15 protein-coding genes and 6 pseudogenes are annotated in these 20,454 nt (G+C 30.2%); 15 read left to right on the top strand and 6 right to left on the bottom strand.

What is annotated here, in order from left to right:
* Positions 1 to 107 precede the first annotated feature (107 nt).
* From murJ to AB6T46_RS03475, 3 genes and pseudogenes are all read left to right on the top strand, one after another.
* A pseudogene (murJ, locus tag AB6T46_RS03485) lies at positions 108 to 1,667 on the top strand (murein biosynthesis integral membrane protein MurJ).
* A gap of 43 nt (positions 1,668 to 1,710) precedes the next feature.
* The gene (gene trpS, locus AB6T46_RS03480; protein WP_370932013.1) at positions 1,711 to 2,760 is read left to right on the top strand and encodes a tryptophan--tRNA ligase; all 1,050 of its coding nucleotides are present in this window, start codon (positions 1,711 to 1,713) and stop codon (positions 2,758 to 2,760) included.
* 11 nt (positions 2,761 to 2,771) lie between these two features.
* Positions 2,772 to 3,345, top strand: a pseudogene (locus tag AB6T46_RS03475) (NifU family protein).
* A 573-nt stretch (positions 3,346 to 3,918) separates the two neighbouring features.
* Here the strand turns inward: AB6T46_RS03475 and AB6T46_RS03470 are convergent.
* On the bottom strand, positions 3,919 to 5,259 hold the full coding sequence (locus tag AB6T46_RS03470) for a dihydroorotase (protein ID WP_370932043.1): 1,341 nt from the start codon (positions 5,257 to 5,259) through the stop codon (positions 3,919 to 3,921).
* Positions 5,260 to 5,304: 45 nt separating this feature from the next.
* On the opposite strand from AB6T46_RS03470, the gene AB6T46_RS03465 reads away from it, so the two are divergent.
* Both AB6T46_RS03465 and AB6T46_RS03460 read left to right on the top strand, forming a co-directional pair.
* Positions 5,305 to 6,171, top strand: a complete 867-nt coding sequence (locus AB6T46_RS03465) for a folate-binding protein YgfZ (protein ID WP_370932012.1) — start codon at positions 5,305 to 5,307, stop codon at positions 6,169 to 6,171.
* Positions 6,168 to 6,740, top strand: a complete 573-nt coding sequence (locus tag AB6T46_RS03460; protein WP_370932011.1) for a YfbR-like 5'-deoxynucleotidase — start codon at positions 6,168 to 6,170, stop codon at positions 6,738 to 6,740. Before AB6T46_RS03465 ends, AB6T46_RS03460 begins: the two co-directional genes overlap by 4 nt.
* A gap of 32 nt (positions 6,741 to 6,772) precedes the next feature.
* Here the strand turns inward: AB6T46_RS03460 and panB are convergent.
* Together panB and panC are read right to left on the bottom strand one after the other, a co-directional pair.
* Positions 6,773 to 7,589 (bottom strand): annotated as a pseudogene (gene panB, locus AB6T46_RS03455) (3-methyl-2-oxobutanoate hydroxymethyltransferase).
* A gap of 126 nt (positions 7,590 to 7,715) precedes the next feature.
* Positions 7,716 to 8,449 (bottom strand): annotated as a pseudogene (gene panC / locus AB6T46_RS03450) (pantoate--beta-alanine ligase).
* Between the two features lie 295 nt (positions 8,450 to 8,744).
* Between panC and AB6T46_RS03445 the strand changes: the two are divergent.
* The 5 genes from AB6T46_RS03445 (at position 8,745) to AB6T46_RS03425 (ending at position 12,617) form a co-directional block, all read left to right on the top strand.
* Complete coding sequence (locus tag AB6T46_RS03445) at positions 8,745 to 10,250, top strand: transglycosylase domain-containing protein (protein ID WP_370932010.1); 1,506 nt, start codon at positions 8,745 to 8,747, stop codon at positions 10,248 to 10,250.
* Between the two features lie 20 nt (positions 10,251 to 10,270).
* Entirely contained in the window at positions 10,271 to 10,747 is a 477-nt protein-coding gene (locus tag AB6T46_RS03440; RefSeq protein WP_370932009.1) for a penicillin-binding transpeptidase domain-containing protein, read from the top strand.
* Positions 10,748 to 10,750: 3 nt separating this feature from the next.
* On the top strand, positions 10,751 to 11,350 hold the full coding sequence (locus tag AB6T46_RS03435) for a DUF1214 domain-containing protein (RefSeq protein WP_370932008.1): 600 nt from the start codon (positions 10,751 to 10,753) through the stop codon (positions 11,348 to 11,350).
* Positions 11,347 to 11,745: a hypothetical protein gene (locus AB6T46_RS03430; RefSeq protein ID WP_370932007.1), complete on the top strand. Its 399-nt coding sequence runs from the start codon at positions 11,347 to 11,349 to the stop codon at positions 11,743 to 11,745. Before AB6T46_RS03435 ends, AB6T46_RS03430 begins: the two co-directional genes overlap by 4 nt.
* Positions 11,746 to 12,203: 458 nt before the next feature.
* A complete protein-coding gene (locus AB6T46_RS03425; protein WP_370932006.1) occupies positions 12,204 to 12,617 on the top strand; it encodes a SufE family protein in 414 nt (137 codons plus the stop codon).
* 8 nt (positions 12,618 to 12,625) lie between these two features.
* Here the strand turns inward: AB6T46_RS03425 and AB6T46_RS03420 are convergent, their stop codons facing one another.
* Positions 12,626 to 12,694, bottom strand: a complete 69-nt coding sequence (locus AB6T46_RS03420) for a hypothetical protein (protein WP_370932042.1) — start codon at positions 12,692 to 12,694, stop codon at positions 12,626 to 12,628.
* Positions 12,688 to 13,026 (bottom strand): MucR family transcriptional regulator, encoded by a 339-nt coding sequence (locus AB6T46_RS03415; RefSeq protein WP_370932005.1) that lies wholly within the window; start codon positions 13,024 to 13,026, stop codon positions 12,688 to 12,690. The genes AB6T46_RS03420 and AB6T46_RS03415 overlap by 7 nt, the downstream gene beginning before the upstream one ends.
* 169 nt (positions 13,027 to 13,195) lie before the next feature.
* On the opposite strand from AB6T46_RS03415, the pseudogene AB6T46_RS03410 reads away from it, so the two are divergent.
* The 3 genes and pseudogenes from AB6T46_RS03410 (at position 13,196) to AB6T46_RS03400 (ending at position 17,535) form a co-directional block, all read left to right on the top strand.
* Positions 13,196 to 14,727: pseudogene (locus tag AB6T46_RS03410) on the top strand (S9 family peptidase).
* 57 nt (positions 14,728 to 14,784) lie between these two features.
* Positions 14,785 to 15,336: a prolyl oligopeptidase family serine peptidase gene (locus tag AB6T46_RS03405; RefSeq protein ID WP_370932041.1), complete on the top strand. Its 552-nt coding sequence runs from the start codon at positions 14,785 to 14,787 to the stop codon at positions 15,334 to 15,336.
* Between the two features lie 54 nt (positions 15,337 to 15,390).
* Positions 15,391 to 17,535, top strand: coding sequence for a S9 family peptidase (locus tag AB6T46_RS03400; protein ID WP_370932004.1), 2,145 nt, complete (start codon positions 15,391 to 15,393; stop codon positions 17,533 to 17,535).
* 135 nt (positions 17,536 to 17,670) lie between these two features.
* On the opposite strand, the pseudogene AB6T46_RS03395 reads toward AB6T46_RS03400, so the two are convergent.
* Positions 17,671 to 18,271, bottom strand: a pseudogene (locus AB6T46_RS03395) (superoxide dismutase).
* Positions 18,272 to 18,446: 175 nt separating this feature from the next.
* On the opposite strand from AB6T46_RS03395, the gene AB6T46_RS03390 reads away from it, so the two are divergent.
* Complete coding sequence (locus AB6T46_RS03390) at positions 18,447 to 19,091, top strand: L,D-transpeptidase (RefSeq protein ID WP_370932003.1); 645 nt, start codon at positions 18,447 to 18,449, stop codon at positions 19,089 to 19,091.
* A 349-nt stretch (positions 19,092 to 19,440) separates the two neighbouring features.
* A complete protein-coding gene (locus AB6T46_RS03385; RefSeq protein WP_370932002.1) occupies positions 19,441 to 20,427 on the top strand; it encodes a CorA family divalent cation transporter in 987 nt (328 codons plus the stop codon).
* Positions 20,428 to 20,454 lie beyond the last annotated feature (27 nt).

Raw genomic sequence — 20,454 nt, 5'->3', positions numbered from 1 at the left:
AAAAACACAATTTGTCTAGTGAATAATCTAATTTTTGTTTTAAATTGATATAGGATATATATATTTATACACAATATTAAAAATATATTTATATAATTGGATCTATTATGAATTTATTTCGCAAATTTTTCACTGTTTCTTCTGGCACTTTTTTAAGCCGTTTGTTAGGATTTATAAGAGAAATACTAATAGCCACCGCTTTAGGTACTGGAGTGGTTGCCGATGCTTTCAATGCAGCATTTAGATTTCCTAATACTTTCAGAAGATTATTTGCAGAAGGAGCTTTTAGTTCTGCTTTCATTCCATTATTTTCGAAAGAGCTAGAAAGTAATGGTTTAACAGGAGCTAAGAAATTTTCTAGTGAGATATTTAGCATATTATTCACTATCTTATTATTGTTAACTATTTTAATAGAATTATCAATGCCTCTTTTAGTTACTTATATTATCGCCCCTGGTTTTAGTAATGAGCCGTTAAAATATTCTTTAACTTATCGCCTATCATTAATAATGTTTCCTTATTTAGCTTGTATGTCGTTAGCTGCAATGATGGCCGGCATGCTGAATGCATTACATAAATATTTTGCTGCTGCTATAGCTCCTGTTTTTTTGAATATTATTTTAATAGTTATTTTAATAATTGTACGAATTAATGATTACGATAATTTAACTCTTGGTATATGGCTAGCTTGGGGAGTTTTCTTATCAGGAATTTGTCAATTAAGCATAGTTATTTCGCTGTAAAAAAAGCCGGCGTCACTTTTCAAATCAAGAAACCTCAACTTACCTCAAATGTTAAAAAATTATTATGGTTAGCCTTACCAGCAGCCATTACTGGAGGAATTACCCAAATAAATTTACTTATCAGTACTAATATCGCCTCATCTCAAGCCGGAGCAGTTTCCTCACTAGTTTATGCAGATCGTCTTTACCAATTACCCTTAGGTATAGTAGGTATAGCTGTAGCAACAGTATTATTACCTGAATTATCTCGTGCCTTAAAAAATAAATTAAATAATACCAGCCTACATATTCAAAATAGGTCTTTAGAATTTACTTTATTACTTACCTTACCTGCAGCTTTTGGATTTTTGTTATTATCCTATCCTATTGTACAATTAGTCTATCAAAGAGGAGAATTTACTCCTGAAGCAACTTATATTGTAAGTAATATTTTAACTATCTATGGCTTTGGTCTACCTGCTTTTGTTTTGATAAAAACTTTTATTCCAAGTTTTTTTTTCTCGAGAAGATACTAAGACTCCAATGATATTTGCGATTATGTCAATGTTAACCAATTTAACATTATGTTTATTGTTATTTCCTAAATATTCTGTTGAAGGAATTGCTGTAGCAGAAATAACCGCGGGCTGGTTAAATGCAAGCTTATTATTTATCACCTTAGTCATTAGGAAACAATGGAAGCCTGATTTCAACTTACTAAAAAATATTATCTGTATAATTATAAGCTGTTTATTAATGAGTACATTCATCATACTAGCCTTAAATTATTGGGGTTATATTTTTTACGAAGATTTCTCATTTTGGCAGAAATTCTTGATAATTGTTAGTATTATATCAGCCGCTATAATAATTTATTTTAGTTTTATAATAGCTTTTAGTGGAATAGGTCTGAGAATATTAAAAGGCTATTTACAAAAAAAATAAAATACCAATAATAATAACAACGAATCATAATTTAGGTGCATTAATGACAAACTCAAATTCTATTGTCTTTTCAGGGGTACAACCTACTGGTAATTTACATTTAGGCAATTATCTCGGAGCAATAAAAAATTGGATTAACCTTCAACATCAATATAATTGTCTTTTTTGTATAGTAGATATGCATGCACTAACTGTATTACCAGATCCAACCTCTTTATTAAAATCCACACGAGAAGTTACAGCCAGTTTTATTGCTTCCGGAATAGATCATAAAAAACATATTATTTTTAATCAGAGTCAAGTTCCACAACATGCAGAATTAGCTTGGGTCTTCAATTGTATTGCTCGTATAGGTTGGATGTCTAGAATGACACAATTCAAAGATAAGGCCGGTAAAGATAAAGAAAAATCTTCAATAGGGCTATTTTCATATCCTATTTTAATGGCAGCTGATATTCTACTTTATAAAGCAACCCATGTTCCTGTAGGTAGTGATCAAAAACAACACATTGAACTTACTAGAGATATAGCGCAAAAATTCAATGGCGACTATAGACAACGCATCATAGATTTACAGTTAGCTATCAATGACTTAGGTGATTTCTTTCCAAATGTACATCCAATTATTAGTCAAGATACTATGCGGATTATGTCCTTAAAAGATGGAAATAAAAAAATGTCCAAATCAGATAATTCTGATCTATCTCGAATTAATTTAACGGACTCACCTGATCAAATAGCCCAAAAAATTCGCAAAGCAAAAACAGATTCTGATTTATTGCCTGAGGATGAAGAACATTTAAATAACAGACCCGAAGCTAATAATTTGTTGAATATTTATGCGGCATTAGCTAATATAACTAAACAACAAGCCATTCAACAATTTGCTAATCTAGAATTTTCTTATTTAAAAAAAGAATTAATTGAAGTAACAATAAATAAAATTGCCCCTATAACTAATGAATTAAAGAAGCTTAATGACGAACCAGATTACATTGATGGTATTTTAAAGGCAGGAGCTGAAAAAGCTAAACAAAGAGCCGAGGTTACAATGTCAAAAATTCGTGATATAGTTGGATTTTTGAAAAGTTAATAGGAATTATTATGTTTATTCAAATAGAAACTACCCCCAACCCACAAACCTTAAAATTTTTACCAGGCCGTATAGTTTTATTAGAAGGTAATGCTGAATTTAACGATATAGAAATAGCGTCAAAAAGCTCTCCTTTAGCTACCCGCTTATTAAGCATAGATGGTGTAAAATATGTCTTTTTTGGTCATGACTTTATTTCAGTAAGTCGTGAGGATGATTATGAATGGGATCATTTAAAACCCATTATACTCGGCACTATCATGGAACATTTTTCTAATAATGAACCAGTTTTAAAAAATAATCATGACGATGCAAAAAAAAAATGCAACGCAAGAATTTTTTGATGAAAAAGATACAGAAACCGTAGAAACTATAAAAGAATTATTAGATTTACGTATTCGCCCAGCGGTTGCCCATGATGGAGGTGATATAATATTTAAAGGTTTCAAAGATGGAGTAGTTTATCTACATATGCGTGGAGCTTGTGCAGGTTGCCCATCATCTACCGCTACATTAAAATATGGAATAGAAAATTTATTAAAACATTTTCTACCTGACGTAAAATCAGTAGAATCAATAGAGTAATGAATAATTTAATAATTAATCTGTTCTGCTAAGTTACTAACTAGTAAAGAAGCCGCTCAAACTATACGATTATCTTATAAGAAGTAACCGCCCTACCCTTTAACAGGTTTACTAAAATACGAAAACTTCACCACTAACATTAATAATTACAACTTATTAAATTTCACCATTCACCTAGGTTAGTAGCTTACAAAGAACCTTACAAACTACACAGTTACCCCGTAAAAAAACGCTCTCTTTTTACGAAAATTACTAAGGTAAGTAAGCTACTCCTCTAAATATATAGTAATTATACCTTATTAAATTTCACCATTTACCTAGGTTAATAGCTTACAAAGAACCTTACAAACTACACAGTTACCCCGTAAAAAAGCACCCCCTTTTACAAAAATTATTAAGGTAAGTAAGCTACTCCACTAAATATATAGTAATTACACTTATTAAATTTCACCATTTACCTAGGTTAATAGCTTACAAAGAACCTTACAAACTGCACAATTACCCCGTAAAAAAGCGCTTTCTTTTTACGAAAATTACTAAGGTAAGTAAGCTACTCCACTAAATATATAGTAATTATACCTTATTAAATTGCACCATTTCTCCTAAATTAGTCGCTTGTAAAGAACCTTCCCAAACTACACAGTGCCCCCTTAAAAAGGTACCAACAACCCACCCTTTAACGATTTTTCCATCATAAGGAGTCCAACCTGCTTTAGAGCCTATTTGTTGATTTGTTATTTTTTCTGTTCTATTCATATCTATAATAGCAAGATCAGCATCATATCCTACTGCTATACGTCCTTTAGATTTAATAGAAAAAACTTTACTAGGATTATAAGAAGTAAGATCAACTAAATGTGGCAAAGTTAATCTACCTGCATTTACATGATCCAACATGATAGGTAAAATTGTTTGAACTCCAGTCATTCCTGATGGTGAATCCGGATATATTTTCTGTTTTTCTTCTATAGTATGCGGCGCATGATCAGAGCCAATAACATCAATAATACTTTGTTCTACCCCATACCATAAAGAATCCTGATGACTTTTATCTCTTATTGGTGGATTCATTTGTATCAATGTACCTAATTTTTTATAATCTTCTGAACATAGGCTTAAATGATGAGGAGTTACTTCACAAGTTACTAAATCTTTATAATATTTTAAAAATTCTATTTCAGCAGATGTAGAAACATGTAAAATGTGAATGTTAGCATTATTTTTCTTAGCCAAGTCTACTAAATTTTTAGTAGACTGAAGGGCTACTAATTCATCTCTCCAAATTGGATGAGTGGAAGGATCGCCGATTTTCCTTAAATATTCTCTTTCTCTTAACCTTGATTCTAATTCTGAATGAAAAGCTACCCTTCTTTTAGTTTTCGATAAAATTTTATCTAAAACTTCTTGATCTTCTAATAATAAAGAACCTGTAGAAGAACCAACAAAAATTTTTATACCTGCAACTGCGGGAAGATTTTCTAATTTTTCAATCTCTTCTACATTTTCCTTACACCCCCCAACCCAGAAAGCAAAGTCACAATGCATCCTATGATGAGCTCTTCTCACTTTATCAGCTACAGCTTCAGCAGTTATAGTCAAAGGATTAGTATTTGGCATTTCAAAAACAGTAGTTACCCCACCTAAGACAGCAGATAGAGAGCCTGTCTCTAAATCTTCTTTATGTTCTAAACCTGGCTCTCTAAAATGAACTTGACTATCAATAACCCCTGGTAAAATATGTAAATTACTACAATCTATATCTTTTACAGCTTTTGCCTGAGATAAATCTCCTATATACCATATTTTACCATTTAAAATACCAAGGTCGTTTTTATTCACTCCACTATGGTTAACTATAGTACCATTACGCAAAATAACGTCAAAAACGCTGTCATTTAGAGTTTCTCCTTGAATTTTTAATAAGAGTTGTTTACCAATATAAGTACTAAGGAAGAAGACATGTTAGAAAAATATCAACTCACCAATTTAAACCAACGTACTTTAATAAAAATAACCGGTATAGATAGTGAATCATTCCTTCAGAGCTTAATAACTATTGATACCACAAAAATAAAGATTAACCAACTTTATCCTGCGGCCTTATTATCACCACAAGGAAAAATTGCTTATAGTTTTTTAATAACACGTTCTAGTGAAGGTTATATAATTGATATCAATGATATATTAGCAGAAAATTTCGCTAAAAAATTATTAATCTACAAATTACACTCTAAAATAAATATAGAAATTAAAAAAATTGAACAAATTTATTGTTTAATATGCCCTAACACACACCATATACCAACCGATGAAAATATATTATTAGATAAACGCTTTACAAAGAATAACGTTTATCGATGCTATAAAAAATTAACTATAGATACACAATTATTATTAACTTATAATGACTGGCAAAAATTTCGTATTTTATCTGGAATACCGGTAATTTTGCAAGATTATCAACCGTTAGAATTATTTTCGCATGATATTAACTTAGATCAATTAGATGCTATAGACTTTAACAAAGGGTGCTACGTAGGACAAGAAGTTGTAGCACGCATGCAATATAAAAGTGAACTTAAAAAACGATTATTGATTTTACATACTAACAACGATTTTTCACCAGGAAATTATGATATCCTAGTCGATAACAAAATTATAGGAAAAACAACAATATATCTAAAAAATTTATCCTTAGCAATTATAAGAATAGATAAATTATCACAAGCCTATTTAGAACAAAAAAAAATAACTATAAATGATAAAGAAGTTAAATTAACTTTACCTCCTTATGCAACTTTTAATATAAATGAGCCTAACAAATGAAAAAGACTATAAGAGTATGGCAACGTATGTTATCTGGAAGAAGGTTAGACCTAATCTTACCATCTGCTTTAGATATAGAAATAAATGATATTGCTAGAGGACTATCGAGACTCGCAAGATGGAATGGACAAACTAAAGGAAAATATCCATTTTCAGTAGCACAACATTCATTATTAGTTTTATATATATTTAAACAAATCTACCTAAAATCTACTAAACAAGATCAATTATATGCCCTCCTACATGATGCATCTGAATATGTTATTGGTGACATGATCTCACCTTTTAAGCAAGTAATTGGTGATAATTACAAAAAAACCGAAAAAAATTTAGAGCAAGCAATTTATCAATCATTTGGTTTAAATATTATCATCGACCGTAAAATTAAAAAATATATAAAAATGGCTGATATAACTGCTGCTTTTTATGAAGCTATTTTTTTAGCAGGATTTGAAAAAAGCGATGCTTTTAAATATTTTGGCACGCCTTTATTAGACCATATCCCTATGCAATATTTTGATAACAAAGATAATACAACTATAGAGCAAGAATTTTTAGCCCGCTTTTGAAGAATTATACCCTTAAATACTATACTTAAATACTATAGGGGGTAAATTTCCTTTTCTGAAGGAAATTTACGATTTTTCACATCATTAGCAAAATCATTAAGAGCTTGTTCAATTATTTTAGTTAAATTTGTATATTCTCTTACAAAAAACGTGGAGGTTTATTATTAAGTCCTAACATATCTTCTAAAACCAATATTTGACCATCACAAGCTAACGATGCACCTATTCCAATCGATGGAATATTGATTGATTGTGTGATTTTTCTCGCAATAGGCTCTATCATTGCTTCTAAAACCACAGCAAAAGCTCCAGCCTTCTCCACCGCTTTTGCATCTTCTAATAATAACGCTTGAGATTCCTCTGTTTTTCCTTGAACTCTATAGCCACCTAAACTATTCACTGATTGCGGTAACAGACCGATATGAGCCATAACCGGTATACCTCTTTTAGTTAAAAAATCTATCGTATCTGCTATATATATGTTCCACCTTCTATTTTTACAGCCGCGGCGCCAGTTTCTTTTATTATTTTTACAGCATTTACATAAGCCTGTTGTGGGCTTTCTTCATATGAACCAAATGGCATATCTACTACTATAAGTGCTTTTCGCGTACTATTAACCACTGATTTAGCATGTAAAATCATCATATCTAACGTAATAGCTAGTGTATTATTATAACCATGTTCTACCATAGCTACGCTATCACCAACTAATATTATATCGCAGAATTTATCAGCTAATCTAGCCATAACAGCATTATATGCAGTAAGACATACTAAAGGCTCTTGTTCTTTACGTTCTAATATTTGAACAATATTATTACGTTTTACCATAGGTATGGTGCTCATTAATTTAATACTCCAATATTAACTGATCTAACAAGCGGGTCTGCCCTATCTTTACCGCTAGTAAAATTACAGCTGTTCGCTCTATAATTTCATTTACTTTTTGTAAATTATCAGCATATCTTATATCTAAAAATCATCTATTATAATTTGTTTTTCTGTATTTAGAATAGATTTTATTTTTTCTAATAATATCCTCTTATTATTTTCCCCTGCTTTAAATAAATTATTAGCTTGCTGTAAAGAATTAGGAATAATTTTAGCTGTGTTCCTTTCTTGCTCTGAAAGAAACACATTTCTTGATGATGCAGCAACTCCATCAGCTTCGCGGTGAATTTCTACCCCTACAATTTCTACATCAATATTTAAATCTTTTACCATTTTACGAATGATGACTAATTGCTGAAAATCCTTTTCACCAAAAAAGGCTTTTGTAGGTTTGCAAATATTAAATAATTTATTAACTATAGTTGTTACACCCACAAAATGATTTGGCCTGCTAGCACCTATTAATATATGTGATAATGACGGTACCTCTACTATTGTATCATTATCATCCAACCATATTTCTTTTACTTCTGGAGCAAAAACAAAATTTACTCCTCCAGCCTGTTGTAACAATTGCATATCTTGTTTCTAATCCTTGGATAGCTTTCATAATCTTCTCCTATGGAGAATTGTTTAGGGTTAACAAAGATTGATACCACTACTATATCACAATGTTTCTTTGCTTGTTCAACTAGCTTTAAGTGCCCTTGATGCAATGCGCCCATGGTCGGCACCAGCCCGATGGTTTTCTTTTCAAACCTCAAAACGTCTAATTTATTTTTAATATCTGCAATTGTTTTTATAAGTTCCAACATTTTATCCTTATTAATAATATTGAAAATCAGTTATATAACTGATTTTCAATAAATTAACAATTATTATATATTACTATAGCTATTTTTTATTTTTTTACCATATATCTTTATTCATAACAGATAAGACATCATTAGATATAGTTTAGGTATGCTATATGTTTCGTTTGAATAAACACCCGAAGAAAAAAAAGTCAAAAGAAAAATTTTCTTTTCTTAAACTTAATACTAAGATACGCAACTTTTTTGCTCATATAAAAGAAAATTTAGTATTTTTCAAACTTTTATAAAAAAAATTATGTTATTTTTTGAAAAAATAACTCCTAGAGGTATAACTAAATCCATCTTAACCTTATTAAGTAATCTATTAAATTTATTAATTGTTGGCTTATTTATCTTTTTAGCTTTTGCCTTCTCAGCTTTTAATATATTAAAAAATCCTTTAAATAGTGATAAAGAGATTTCTGCAAGATTTTTAGACATTCATGGTAATTATATCGGACAAAGAGGAAAAAATTGGGGTAAAGATATTACCATCGATGAATTACCTGATTATTTTATTAAAGCCATTTTAGCTACTGAAGACAGAAGATTTTTTTATCATTGGGGCATAGATATAATAGGTATTCTACGTGCTATGGTACAAAATAGTAAAGCTGAAAATGTTGTACAAGGAGGATCTACTCTTACGCAGCAATTAGCAAAAAATCTTTATCTTAGCAATAAGAGAACCATTTCCAGAAAAATAAACGAAGCCTTTATAGCGTTATGGTTAGAAGCTAATTTAAGCAAAAAGGAAATAATAACAAAATATCTAAATAATGTATATATGGGAGCTGGAGCTTACGGAGTGCAAAATGCTGCCCACGTTTACTTTAACAAAGATGTTAGATATATATCATTAAGTGAAGCAGCAATGTTAGCTGGTTTATTTAAAGCTCCAAGTAATTATGCCCCTAATAGACATTTGCAAACGGCGCGACAAAGAGCTAATACCGTATTAAATAATCTAGTAGATAAAGGTTTTATGAGCGAAAGTGAAGTAATGTTTGCGAAACAAAATCCTGCGGATTTTAAACCAAATATTAAACAAAAAACCCCGGGGTACTTTTTAGATTGGGCATATAATGAATTAAAGAAAATTTATAACGAAAATCCATTTAATGAAAAACACGTTATAGTATATACTACCTTTAACCCGATGATCCAATCTGTAGCAGAAGATTCTGTAGAAAAAATCTTAAAAGAATATGGTAAAGGCTATAAAATAGGTCAAGCTGCTGCTACTGTTATAATTAACCGTGAAGGAGCTGTGAATGCTATAGTTGGTGGTAAAGATTATGAAATAAGCCAATTTAATCGAGCAACTGTAGCACAACGTCAAGCGGGCTCATCTTTTAAAGTATATAGTTATACCACTTTATTTGAACGTACTAATTTAACCCTACAAAGCTATGTCACAGATGAACCATTCTCCTGGGGAGGCTGGTCACCAAGAAATATTAGCCGTAGATATTACGGTAGAATTTCAATAGCAGATGCTATTGCTTATTCTTACAATACTATTCCACCCAAATTAATTTATCAATATTTCCGTTCTACTGCACCTGTAATTGAAACAGCTAAAGCACTCGGAGTTACTTCAAAATTAGATACAAATAGAGCAATGATACTTGGTACCTCAGGAATGACTGTGTTTGAGCAAACAGTAGCTTATCACACATTAGCAAATGGTGGCAAAGCAGGAACAATTCACGGTATTAAAATGATAAAAACTGAGGAGAATGAAAAATATTATGGATAAAACCACAAAATAACCCTAATGTGAAACAAGTTATAAAACCTTCTACGGCTATATTAATGAATAAAGCATTAGCACAAGTAGTTGAAAGAGGCTCAGGACGAAGAGCACAATTACCAATGACCCAAGCAGCCGGTAAAACAGGCACTTCACAAGCCTATAGAGATGCTTGGTTTATTGGTTATACTGGTAATTATACAGCTGGAGTATGGGTAGGTAATGACAATTTCAAACCTATGAACCGTGTAACAGGAGGCCGTATCCCTGCTATGATATGGCAGCATATGATGAATGTTATCCATGAAAAAATAGATTTAATGCCAATATTTGGTCTAGAAGATATACCTTTTAAGCCTAATATTAGTATAGATCAAAAAAAATCAGAAGAAACTAAACTAATAACTATAAATTCATTAAATGATGCAATGATACCTATTTTAAACCAACTTATTATTTTCGTGAAAAACGAACCAATTAAATTAACCGAGAGTAAAAATTAAGTCATGTTACGCAATATTTTCTCTATTGTTATTATTATCTTATTATCTGTTCTTTTAGCTATTATAAGCGCTAATTATACAGTAAAGAACTTTAGCGGGTTTAATAAAAGAATAGAAGATATTTGGATAAATTCGCCTTATGCTTCTAGTAAACAAGCAGATCCCTATGAAAAAGCTTATTCTATTCATAATGCAATTATAACTTTAGGTAAAGCTGAGGGGCTATCTTTTTGGACAAAAACTGATAGTAACCGAAAATTATTGCAAGCAAATTGTGACTATAAGTTAACAATATTTAACCTTCCAGCAGATTTTTTTACTATATACGCTACAAATAACCAATTAGCACCATTAAAAAATACAAATAATTTCCCTTACTTTTTATTATCTAAGCAACTAGTAAAAAACCAAGATAATAATGCAATTATTTATGTATCTAAGCAACCATACAGTGGAAATTGGTTATCAATAAATAGCAATTCTAATTATATGCTAGTTATAAACTTATATAACACTCCTTTAGTAACACCATCAGGAGTAAGAAAAGTCAAAATGCCTAAAATAGAAAAATTATCTTGCAATATTAATAAAGGTAAACAATGAAAAAAATTCTATATTTATCAATAATAGGATTATTGTCTTTTATAATAGCCTATATTGTAGAGATTTTACTTATTCCATATTTTGCTCAAAATAATCTTTGGAACTCAGTTAAACAAACCGCACCTGAAGCCATATTTTTTAAGCTTCCAGAAAATAATCCTATTATGAGGACTAATGATCCTGCATTTGAGGTATTAACATGCAGATTCAATCTTAATAATGCTCCTATTAAAATCCAAACTAAAAATAGTGATGCTTTCTGGACTATAGCGATTTTTAATAAAAATGGAGAAAGATTTTTTAGTAGTAATAAATCATTGAATACTAAAGAAAATTTAAATTATATTTTAGCTAATCCAGTACAAATTGCAGAACTAAATCAACAAAAAAACTAATAAAAATAATCTTATAATATCTACTGATGTTAATGAAGGATTTATATTATTGCGTATATTAAAATTAAATGACAATTGGCAAGAAGAAATTAATTCTTTTATAACTTCTGCTATATGCGAACAATATTTACCCACACTAATTAAGTAAGTTAATTATTACTTATCATAGACTGCAAAAAAAACAAATTTATTAAAAAGTAACTTATCATTATTATTGAAAATAAAAATATCCCACTAACTAATGGTTTCCTTATGACAGCTTTTAGTATCCGTAAAAAAAAGCTTAATAATCTTTTCGGTTTATCAGTTTTATTATTTTTTTTTACTTTACTTTTTTTTTTACTACAATTTATTTTTTTTTTGCACACATAATTAAAATGCTCCATCATAATAAATATTGCATAGCTTGAGAAAATTTAATAAACCATAATGAAGCTAATAACAAACGAGATATAACAATGCAGCAAGATATTAACACTATTCTCGAAGATTTTTCTTTTTTAACGGATTGGCAAGAAAAATATCAATATATCATTGACCTCGGTACAAGATTACCACCCTATCCTGAAAATTGTAAAAATGATGCTCATAAAATATCCGGCTGTATTAGTCAAGTATGGTTAACTTATACTAAAACAACAGTAAATAATGAAAATATCTTTAGCTTTTTAATAGATTCAGATTCACATATGGTGAAAGGTTTATTAGCTATAGTTGTCTCTATCTACAACGGCAAAACTATATCTGAAATCAAAAATATTGATATAAAAGATATATTTAAACAATTGCAATTATCAGAAAATATAACTCCGCAAAGATCAAACGGAGTTATATCAGTTATAAAAAATATTCACAATATAGTAGGTTTATAATAATTATCTCATTTTTTACCTAACTTATTTTCTTTAGCTAGCTCAGATCTTACACTAGAGTAGCTTGGGGCTACCATAGGATAATCTGGATGTAAATTCCACTTACTACGATATATTGTTCCGGTGTCATATTATAATGACTCATTAAATGTCTACGCAATGATTTAAACTTTTTACCATCTTCTAAACAAATAAGATATTCATCTGTTATTGAATCTTTAGGGTCTATACAAGGAACATTACAATTCACTGTAAGTATAGAATTTGTCGTATCATCAGATAACTGTAGTAATTTTTTATATATTTCTTCTACAAGTACAGTTAATTGTTCCGGAGCCACAGAAGCACGTGAAACATAAGCCGCTATAATTTGTGATGTGCTAATAAGGATGTTATTTTTGGATACCATGTCATACTCTCTATAGTTCTTCGTTGTGTTACTAATACTCTAAATTATTTATTTTTGTAAAAAATTATCAAGTTTTCAACTAAAATCCTAAAAAAATAGAAATAGTACTTGCTAATTTGTATAAATATATTACCGTATATTATTATAAATAATATAATCAGGAAAAACAATGATAAAATCTTTAACTATGTTGGCGATAACAATGAATCCTATATTTCCTAATTTAACACCTCCAGTAGCAGAAAAAAAACCTATTATTTTAACTAACCATAATATTAATAGAACTGATAATTATCACTGGCTTAGAGCTGATAATTGGCAAGAGGTTCTAAGAAAACCTGAAGAATTACCCGCGCACATTCGTACATATCTGGAAGCAGAAAATAAATATGCCGAAGATATGACAAAATCCACTGAAGAACTACAAAAACAATTATTTGAAGAATTAAAAGGTAGAATAAAAGAACAAGATACCTCAGTACCGGTTAAATATAAAAATTATCTGTATGGAAAGGGTTTTGAATTAGGAAAACAATATCCTTATTATTTCCGCACCGACCTAGATGGAAAAAATCAAATTATTTATTTAGATGGTAATATCGAAGGCGAAGGACAAAAATTCTTTAATTTAGGTCAATCATCTGTATCTCCTAATCATAACTATTTAGCTTGGACATATGATAATAACGGAAGTGAAAATTATACCTTAAATTTAGAAAATTTGATAACTTAAAAGATCTTAACTATCAAATAGAGCGAACTGCTGGTTATGCTATTTGGGATACCAATTCTAAAGGTATATTTTATGCAAAAAAAGATGATAACCAAAGATCATCACATTTGTATTACCATAAATTAAATAGTGATTCTAAAGATGATCAACTAATTTTTCATCAACAAATTCCAGGCTATTTTATGTCTGCTTCAGGATCAAAAAATAAAGACTTTATCTTTATAACAACTGGCAATTATCAATCTTCTGAAACTTGGATAGTACCGGCAGATGCGCCATTAACAAAACCAAAATTAGTAAGACCAAAAGAAGATAACATAAAATATTCTCTTATCTCTGGGGGCGATAGATTCTTTATCTATACTAACATAAATAATTCCCCTGATTTTAAAGTAATGGTTACACCTATAGATAAATTAGAAGAAAAATATTGGAAAGATTATATTCCATATGAAGAAGGTCGTTATATAGAAGATATAGATGTAACTGCTAATTATTTTGTCTGGCAAGAAAAACGCAATGGATTATCGCAAATAATTGTCAAAGATCGTAAGACAGACGAAGAACATAAAATATCTTTTGATGAAGAAGCTTATAGTCTGAATTTAATTGGCAGCTCTGAATATGATAGTGAAGTGATTCGCTTTACTTATTCTTCTATGACCACACCTATGCAATTGTTTGAATATAATTTAAGAACCCGTGAACGTAAATTATTAAAACAAGTTGAAATACCATCAGGACATGATCCTAAACAATATGTTACCCGCCGTTTGCAAGCACCTGCACAAGACGGAGAAATGATACCTATTTCGATAGTTTATCATAAAGATACCCCTCTAGACGGCAGTGCTCCAATGTTATTATATGGATATGGAGCTTATGGACATCCTCAAGTAGCTGGCTTTAATAGTAACGTATTTTCTTTAGTTGATCGTGGGTTTATATATGCATTAGCACATATATAGAGAGGAGGAAAAGATAAAGGTACTAGCTGGTATGAAAATGGTAAATTAGATAAAAAAATAAATAGTTTTACGGATTTTATAACAGTAGGTCGTTATTTAGTAGAACAAAATTTTACTAATCATAATTTATTAGTAGCTTATGGTGGTTCTGCTGGCGGTTTATTAATGGGCGCGGTTGCTAATATGGCACCGCAAGATTATGCTGCTATTGTTGCCTCTGTTCCTTTTGTTGATACATTAAATACCATCCTGGATGATACATTACCTCTGACACCACCTGAATGGACAGAATGGGGTAATCCTATTACCGACATAAAAGCATATAATTATATTGCTTCTTATTCACCTTATGATCAAATAAAGAAACAAGATTACCCTGCAATTTTAGCTTTAGCTGGATTAACAGATCCTAGAGTAACATATTGGGAACCTGCAAAATGGGTAGCTAAATTACGTGAATATAAAACAGATAACAACCCTCTATTGCTTAAAACTAATATGGGAGCTGGACATGGCGGAGGATCTGGTAGATTTACATATCTTGAAGAAACTGCCTATATATATTCTTTCATGTTAGCAGTAATACAAAATAAATTACAAAATAAATAACAAAATAAAAAGGTGGTTATACCACCTTTTTATTTAATCGAAAGAGAGGCGCTTATGAAAATATCTCTACTTACTTTAATATTAGCCGTTCCATATATTTTTCCTCATTCTTTACAACCACCGATCGCTGAAAAACATCGTACCACTTCTACTTATCATAACATAACGTTAACCGATGATTATGCTTGGCTGAAAGCTAAAAATTGGAATGAAATCTTAATAGATCCAAATAAACTACCTGCTAATATTCAAACTCATCTAGAAGCAGAAAATTTATATACACAAAATATGCTCGCGAACACCGAAAAATTACAAACAATTATAACAGAGGAAATTCGAAACCGTATTAAAGGAGATGATACCTCTGTACCACAGCCTTATAAAAATTATCGTTATGGAGTTGGATCAGTTGGTGGTAAAAATTATAACTATTATTTCCGCACCGACCTAGATGGAAAAAATCAAATTACTTATTTAGATGGTAATAAAGAAAGTGAAAATAAAAAGTTTTTTCAAATCTCTGGCTTGTCAGTAGCGCCTAACCAAGATTATACCCTTTGGGCATATGATGATGTTGGTAGCGAAAGTTATCGCCTAAAAATTAGAAAATTCTCTGATTTACAAGATTTACCTGATACAATAGAACATACCTCTGGCTATGCAGTATGGGACGCAAAGTCTGAAGGATTTTTTTATAGTAAAAGAGAGCAAAGTAAATTGCCAAATGATGTTTTTTATCACAAATTAGGAGAAAATCCTAGTTCTGACAAAAGTATTTTTATAAATCAGGATAAAAAACTTTCCTTAAGTACTTATACCTCTAAACTTAATGATTTTATCTTTATCATAACTAGAAATTTTAACAGCAATGACCTTTATCTTATACCCGCAGACAAACCACTAACTCCACCTAGACTTATCCGCCCACGAGAAAAAAATATCAAATATTTTTTTATATCTGGTAAAGATGTCTTTTATATTTACACAAATATTGATAATGCACGTGATTATAAAATAATGGTCACCCCTATCGATAAACCTGAACCAGAAAATTGGAAAGATTATATTCCACATGTTGAAGGTAGAATGTTAGAAGATATGGATGTAACAAAAGATTTTGTAATTCTACAAGAGCGTAGAAATGGCTTACAAAACCTTGTTGTGAAAGATAGAAAAACCAACAAAGAACATATTATAAAATTTGATGAAGAAGCCTATAGTCTTTCTTTAATAGAAGGTCGTGATTATGATTCTGATGTTATAAGATTTACCTATTCTTCTTTAACCACCCCAACACAATTATTTGAATATAATCTAAAAACAAAAGAAAGAAAATTATTAAAACAAGTTGAAATACCCTCAGGACATAATCCTGAAAACTATGTAACAAAAAGAATTTACGCTGATACAAAGGACGGTCAAAAGCTACCTATTTCTATAGTATATCACAAAGATACTCCTATAGACGGTAGTGCTCCTTTATTATTATATGGCTATGGAACTTATGGTATCATAAGTGAGGTTAACTTTGGAAGTTCTATTCTTTCTTTATTAGATCGCGGCTTTATCTATGCTATCGCTCATATACGTGGTGGTAAAGAAATGGGAACAGCTTGGCACGATAATGCAAAATTAGATAAAAAGAAAAATAGCTTTGATGATTTTATTACCGCTGGTCGTTTCCTCGTTAAAGAAAAATATACTAATCATAAACTACTAATGGCCTATGGCGGCTCTGCAGGAGGTCTTCTCATGGGAGTGGTTGCTAATATGGCACCACAAGATTATGCTGCTATTGTTGCCTCTGTACCTTTAGTAGATAGTCTTAACTCTATGCTAGATGTAAATTTACCACTTACCCAAATAGGATGGACAGAATGGGGTAATCCATTACACGACCCAAAAGCTTTTGATTATATAAGATCTTATTCACCCTATGATCAAATTAAATCACAAAATTATCCTGCGATTTTAGCTATGGGTAGTTTAAGAGACCCAAGAGTACCATATTGGGAGCCTGCAAAATGGGTAGCTAAACTAAGAGAATATAATACTGGCAAACAACCGATATTACTTTTGACTAATATGTCCGGTGGTCATCAAGGTTCTTCTGCTAAAATACAAGCTCATAAGGACCGAGCTCTTATATATAGCTTTTTGATAGCCATAGCTATCAAAAATAAAGAATTGAAGCAATAATAAATTACAATAAAATCAACCGCAATTATTACAATTGCGGTTGATTTATTTCTAATATAAGTTTTTATAACCATAGCAATTTAAAAATTATCTCTTACTAACAAAACCTATATATAAGCAAATCATTAAATAAACTTACGTAGCTTGCTCATAAAGTTCTAAAACATAATCCCAATTGATTAAATTATCTACAAATGTTTCTAAATATTGCGCTCTATTATTACGACAATCAATATAGTAAGAATGTTCCCATACATCTACACCTAATATTGGTTTAGCACCCCAGATCAAAGGATTTTCAGCATTAAGGGTTTTGCTTATTTCTAATTTTCCTTCCTTAACTGCGACCCACGCCCAACCTGAACCAAATTGCCCTGTCGCCGCGGCTAAAAAATCTTTTTTGAATTTATCATATCCACCAAGATCTTCATCAAAAGCTTTAGCTAATTTTCCAGGAAGTTTATTACCTCCTCCATTTTTTTTAAGCCATTTCCAAAATTCAGCATGATTATAATGTTGCGCTACATTATTAAATAAAGGAATATTTGTTTTGTATGATTCTTGAATTACCTCTTCCACGGGTTTATTTTCCAAGCCTGATCCTACTAATAATTTATTCGCATTATTAACGTAAGCTAGATGATGTTTTATCATGGTGGTATTCAAGAGTTTCGGCTGACATATATGGTTCCAACGCATCGTAACTATATGGTAAATCAGGTAATTTAAAACTCATTTTAATCTCCTATCATAATTATATATTTATCTTAATCTTTTCCATATCAAAAATCTAGTTCATTTCTAAAATAAAATATCCTTTTTGCATCAAGATGGAACAATTGTAATAACTAACCATTTTAAGGATAGTTTGTTCCTCAATAGTTTAGCAGATTTTAATTTTATGGTGTCTTATGAAAAAATTACAATTAAAATATTTTTTACAACTCTCTATATTAGGTCTAAGTATTTTTATCACAGCTTGCTCTCCTAATTTACCTAATAACCTTTTCTCTAATAACCAATTTGATCTTATTTATTCAGAAAAAAAAGAAAAGGATTGGGTAATACCTCCTACTCCCTATAAAAAAATTCCGTCTGAATTTTTACGTAAAAAAGTAATAAATCACACTAAAGAAAAACCCGGAACTATTGTAATAGATACAAATAATCACTTTTTATATTATATCGAAAATGAACAAACCGCTATACGCTATGGTATTGGGGTTGGAAAAGCAGGTTTTACTTGGTCAGGAAAAGGTTATGTAGGAATGAAAAAACAATGGCCTACCTGGACCCCTACCGCAGCCATGGTAAAAAGAGATCCTTATCTTAATGGAATAATGAAAACTTACCCACCAGGCCTTAACAATCCATTAGGTCCAAGAGCTATCTACATATATAATGAAAAAGGAGATACATTATATAGAATACATGGTTCTCCAGAATGGTGGTCTATCGGTAAAAATGTCTCTTCAGGATGTATAAGATTACTAAATCAAGATATTATCGACTTATACGACAGAGTAAAAAAAGGAGCGAAAATAATTGTATATTAGTTAGCTCTTATTATCTTTTATTATGCTGATATTTAAGCTATTTTAGCTAATAATATCCACCACAAGGACGTTAAAGAATATATATATATATTCTTGTAGGGTAAGCATGGAATATGATCGATATTCAAGGGCTTCTAACCTACTAAAATTATCATAGCGATTATATTAATAGCTATTCAAATCTTAACTAATAATTCTCTTTAACTATCTATAGAGTGAACACTCTATAGATAGTTATTCCTCCTATAAATATCATTTTTATGAATAATAATAAATTTTTCTAAAGCTTATAACAATTGTGCAACATATAAACAAAAATAACGTTTAAATAAAAAGTAGAGCATATAAAATGATTTATTGTTATAAAAAATTAACATCATCTTTACAGAAAATAAATCTTTGTGACCATGGCGAAGATACTCTATGGGTTGACCTATTATATCCGACTCCAGAAGAGCGTAAACAAATAGAAGAATTATATAATATTTCTATTCCTAACTTAACCCATATTTTATCAATAGAAGAATCCAGCAGATTATACGTAGAAAAAGATATAATATATCTCACTTTAATGCATCTATATTGTGACGAAAAAAGAAATTTTAAAATTACTCCTGTTACCTTCATTCATAAAGAAAATAAATTAATAACAATAAGATATTTAGATTCCCTAACCTTAGATTCTTTTATTAATAAATTAATAAAAGGTGAGAACGGATTAATAAAAGAAGATACTGATAATAGCCTATTAATGATTATTTTTATTAATCAATTTGTCGAACAATTAGCGGATTTAATTGAAACCAATTCCTTACATATAGATAATATTAATTCATTCTTATTCTATGAAAATAGACACGAAGCAACTCCAATGACCCCTAAAGAATTCCGGGCGATTTTACAACAAATTGGTCGTGAAGGTTCATTAATATCACGTGCTAGAGAAAATTTATCACGAATAAAAAGATTTCTTATTTATGCAGCGAACCATTTAGACAATAATAAAAATCATGAAAGCTTTCAAAGTAATACCAAAAAAATAACACGGGACATAGAATCACTTGAAAGTTACGCTAATTATCTAAGTAATAAAGTAAATTTTCTATTAGATACAGTAGTGGGCTTAATTTCCACTGATCAAAATGCTATTATAAAAATATTCTCTGTTGTCGCTGTTGCATTCATGCCCCCTACCCTTATAGCATCTATATATGGTATGAATTTTGCATATATGCCAGAATTAAATTCCATTTGGGGCTATCCTATAACTATAATAGCTATGTTATTATCGGCTTTAGGTCCATTATGGTATTTCAAAAAAAAGGGCTGGTTATAAATTTCCTAGATAAAGCTATCTAAACAA

Origin of the sequence: Bartonella sp. DGB1 (assembly GCF_041345015.1) — a bacterium.
GTDB lineage: Bacteria > Pseudomonadota > Alphaproteobacteria > Rhizobiales > Rhizobiaceae > DGB1.
The sequence above is the reverse complement of the archived record's forward strand: the minus strand, read 5'-3'. Positions and strand labels throughout refer to the sequence as shown.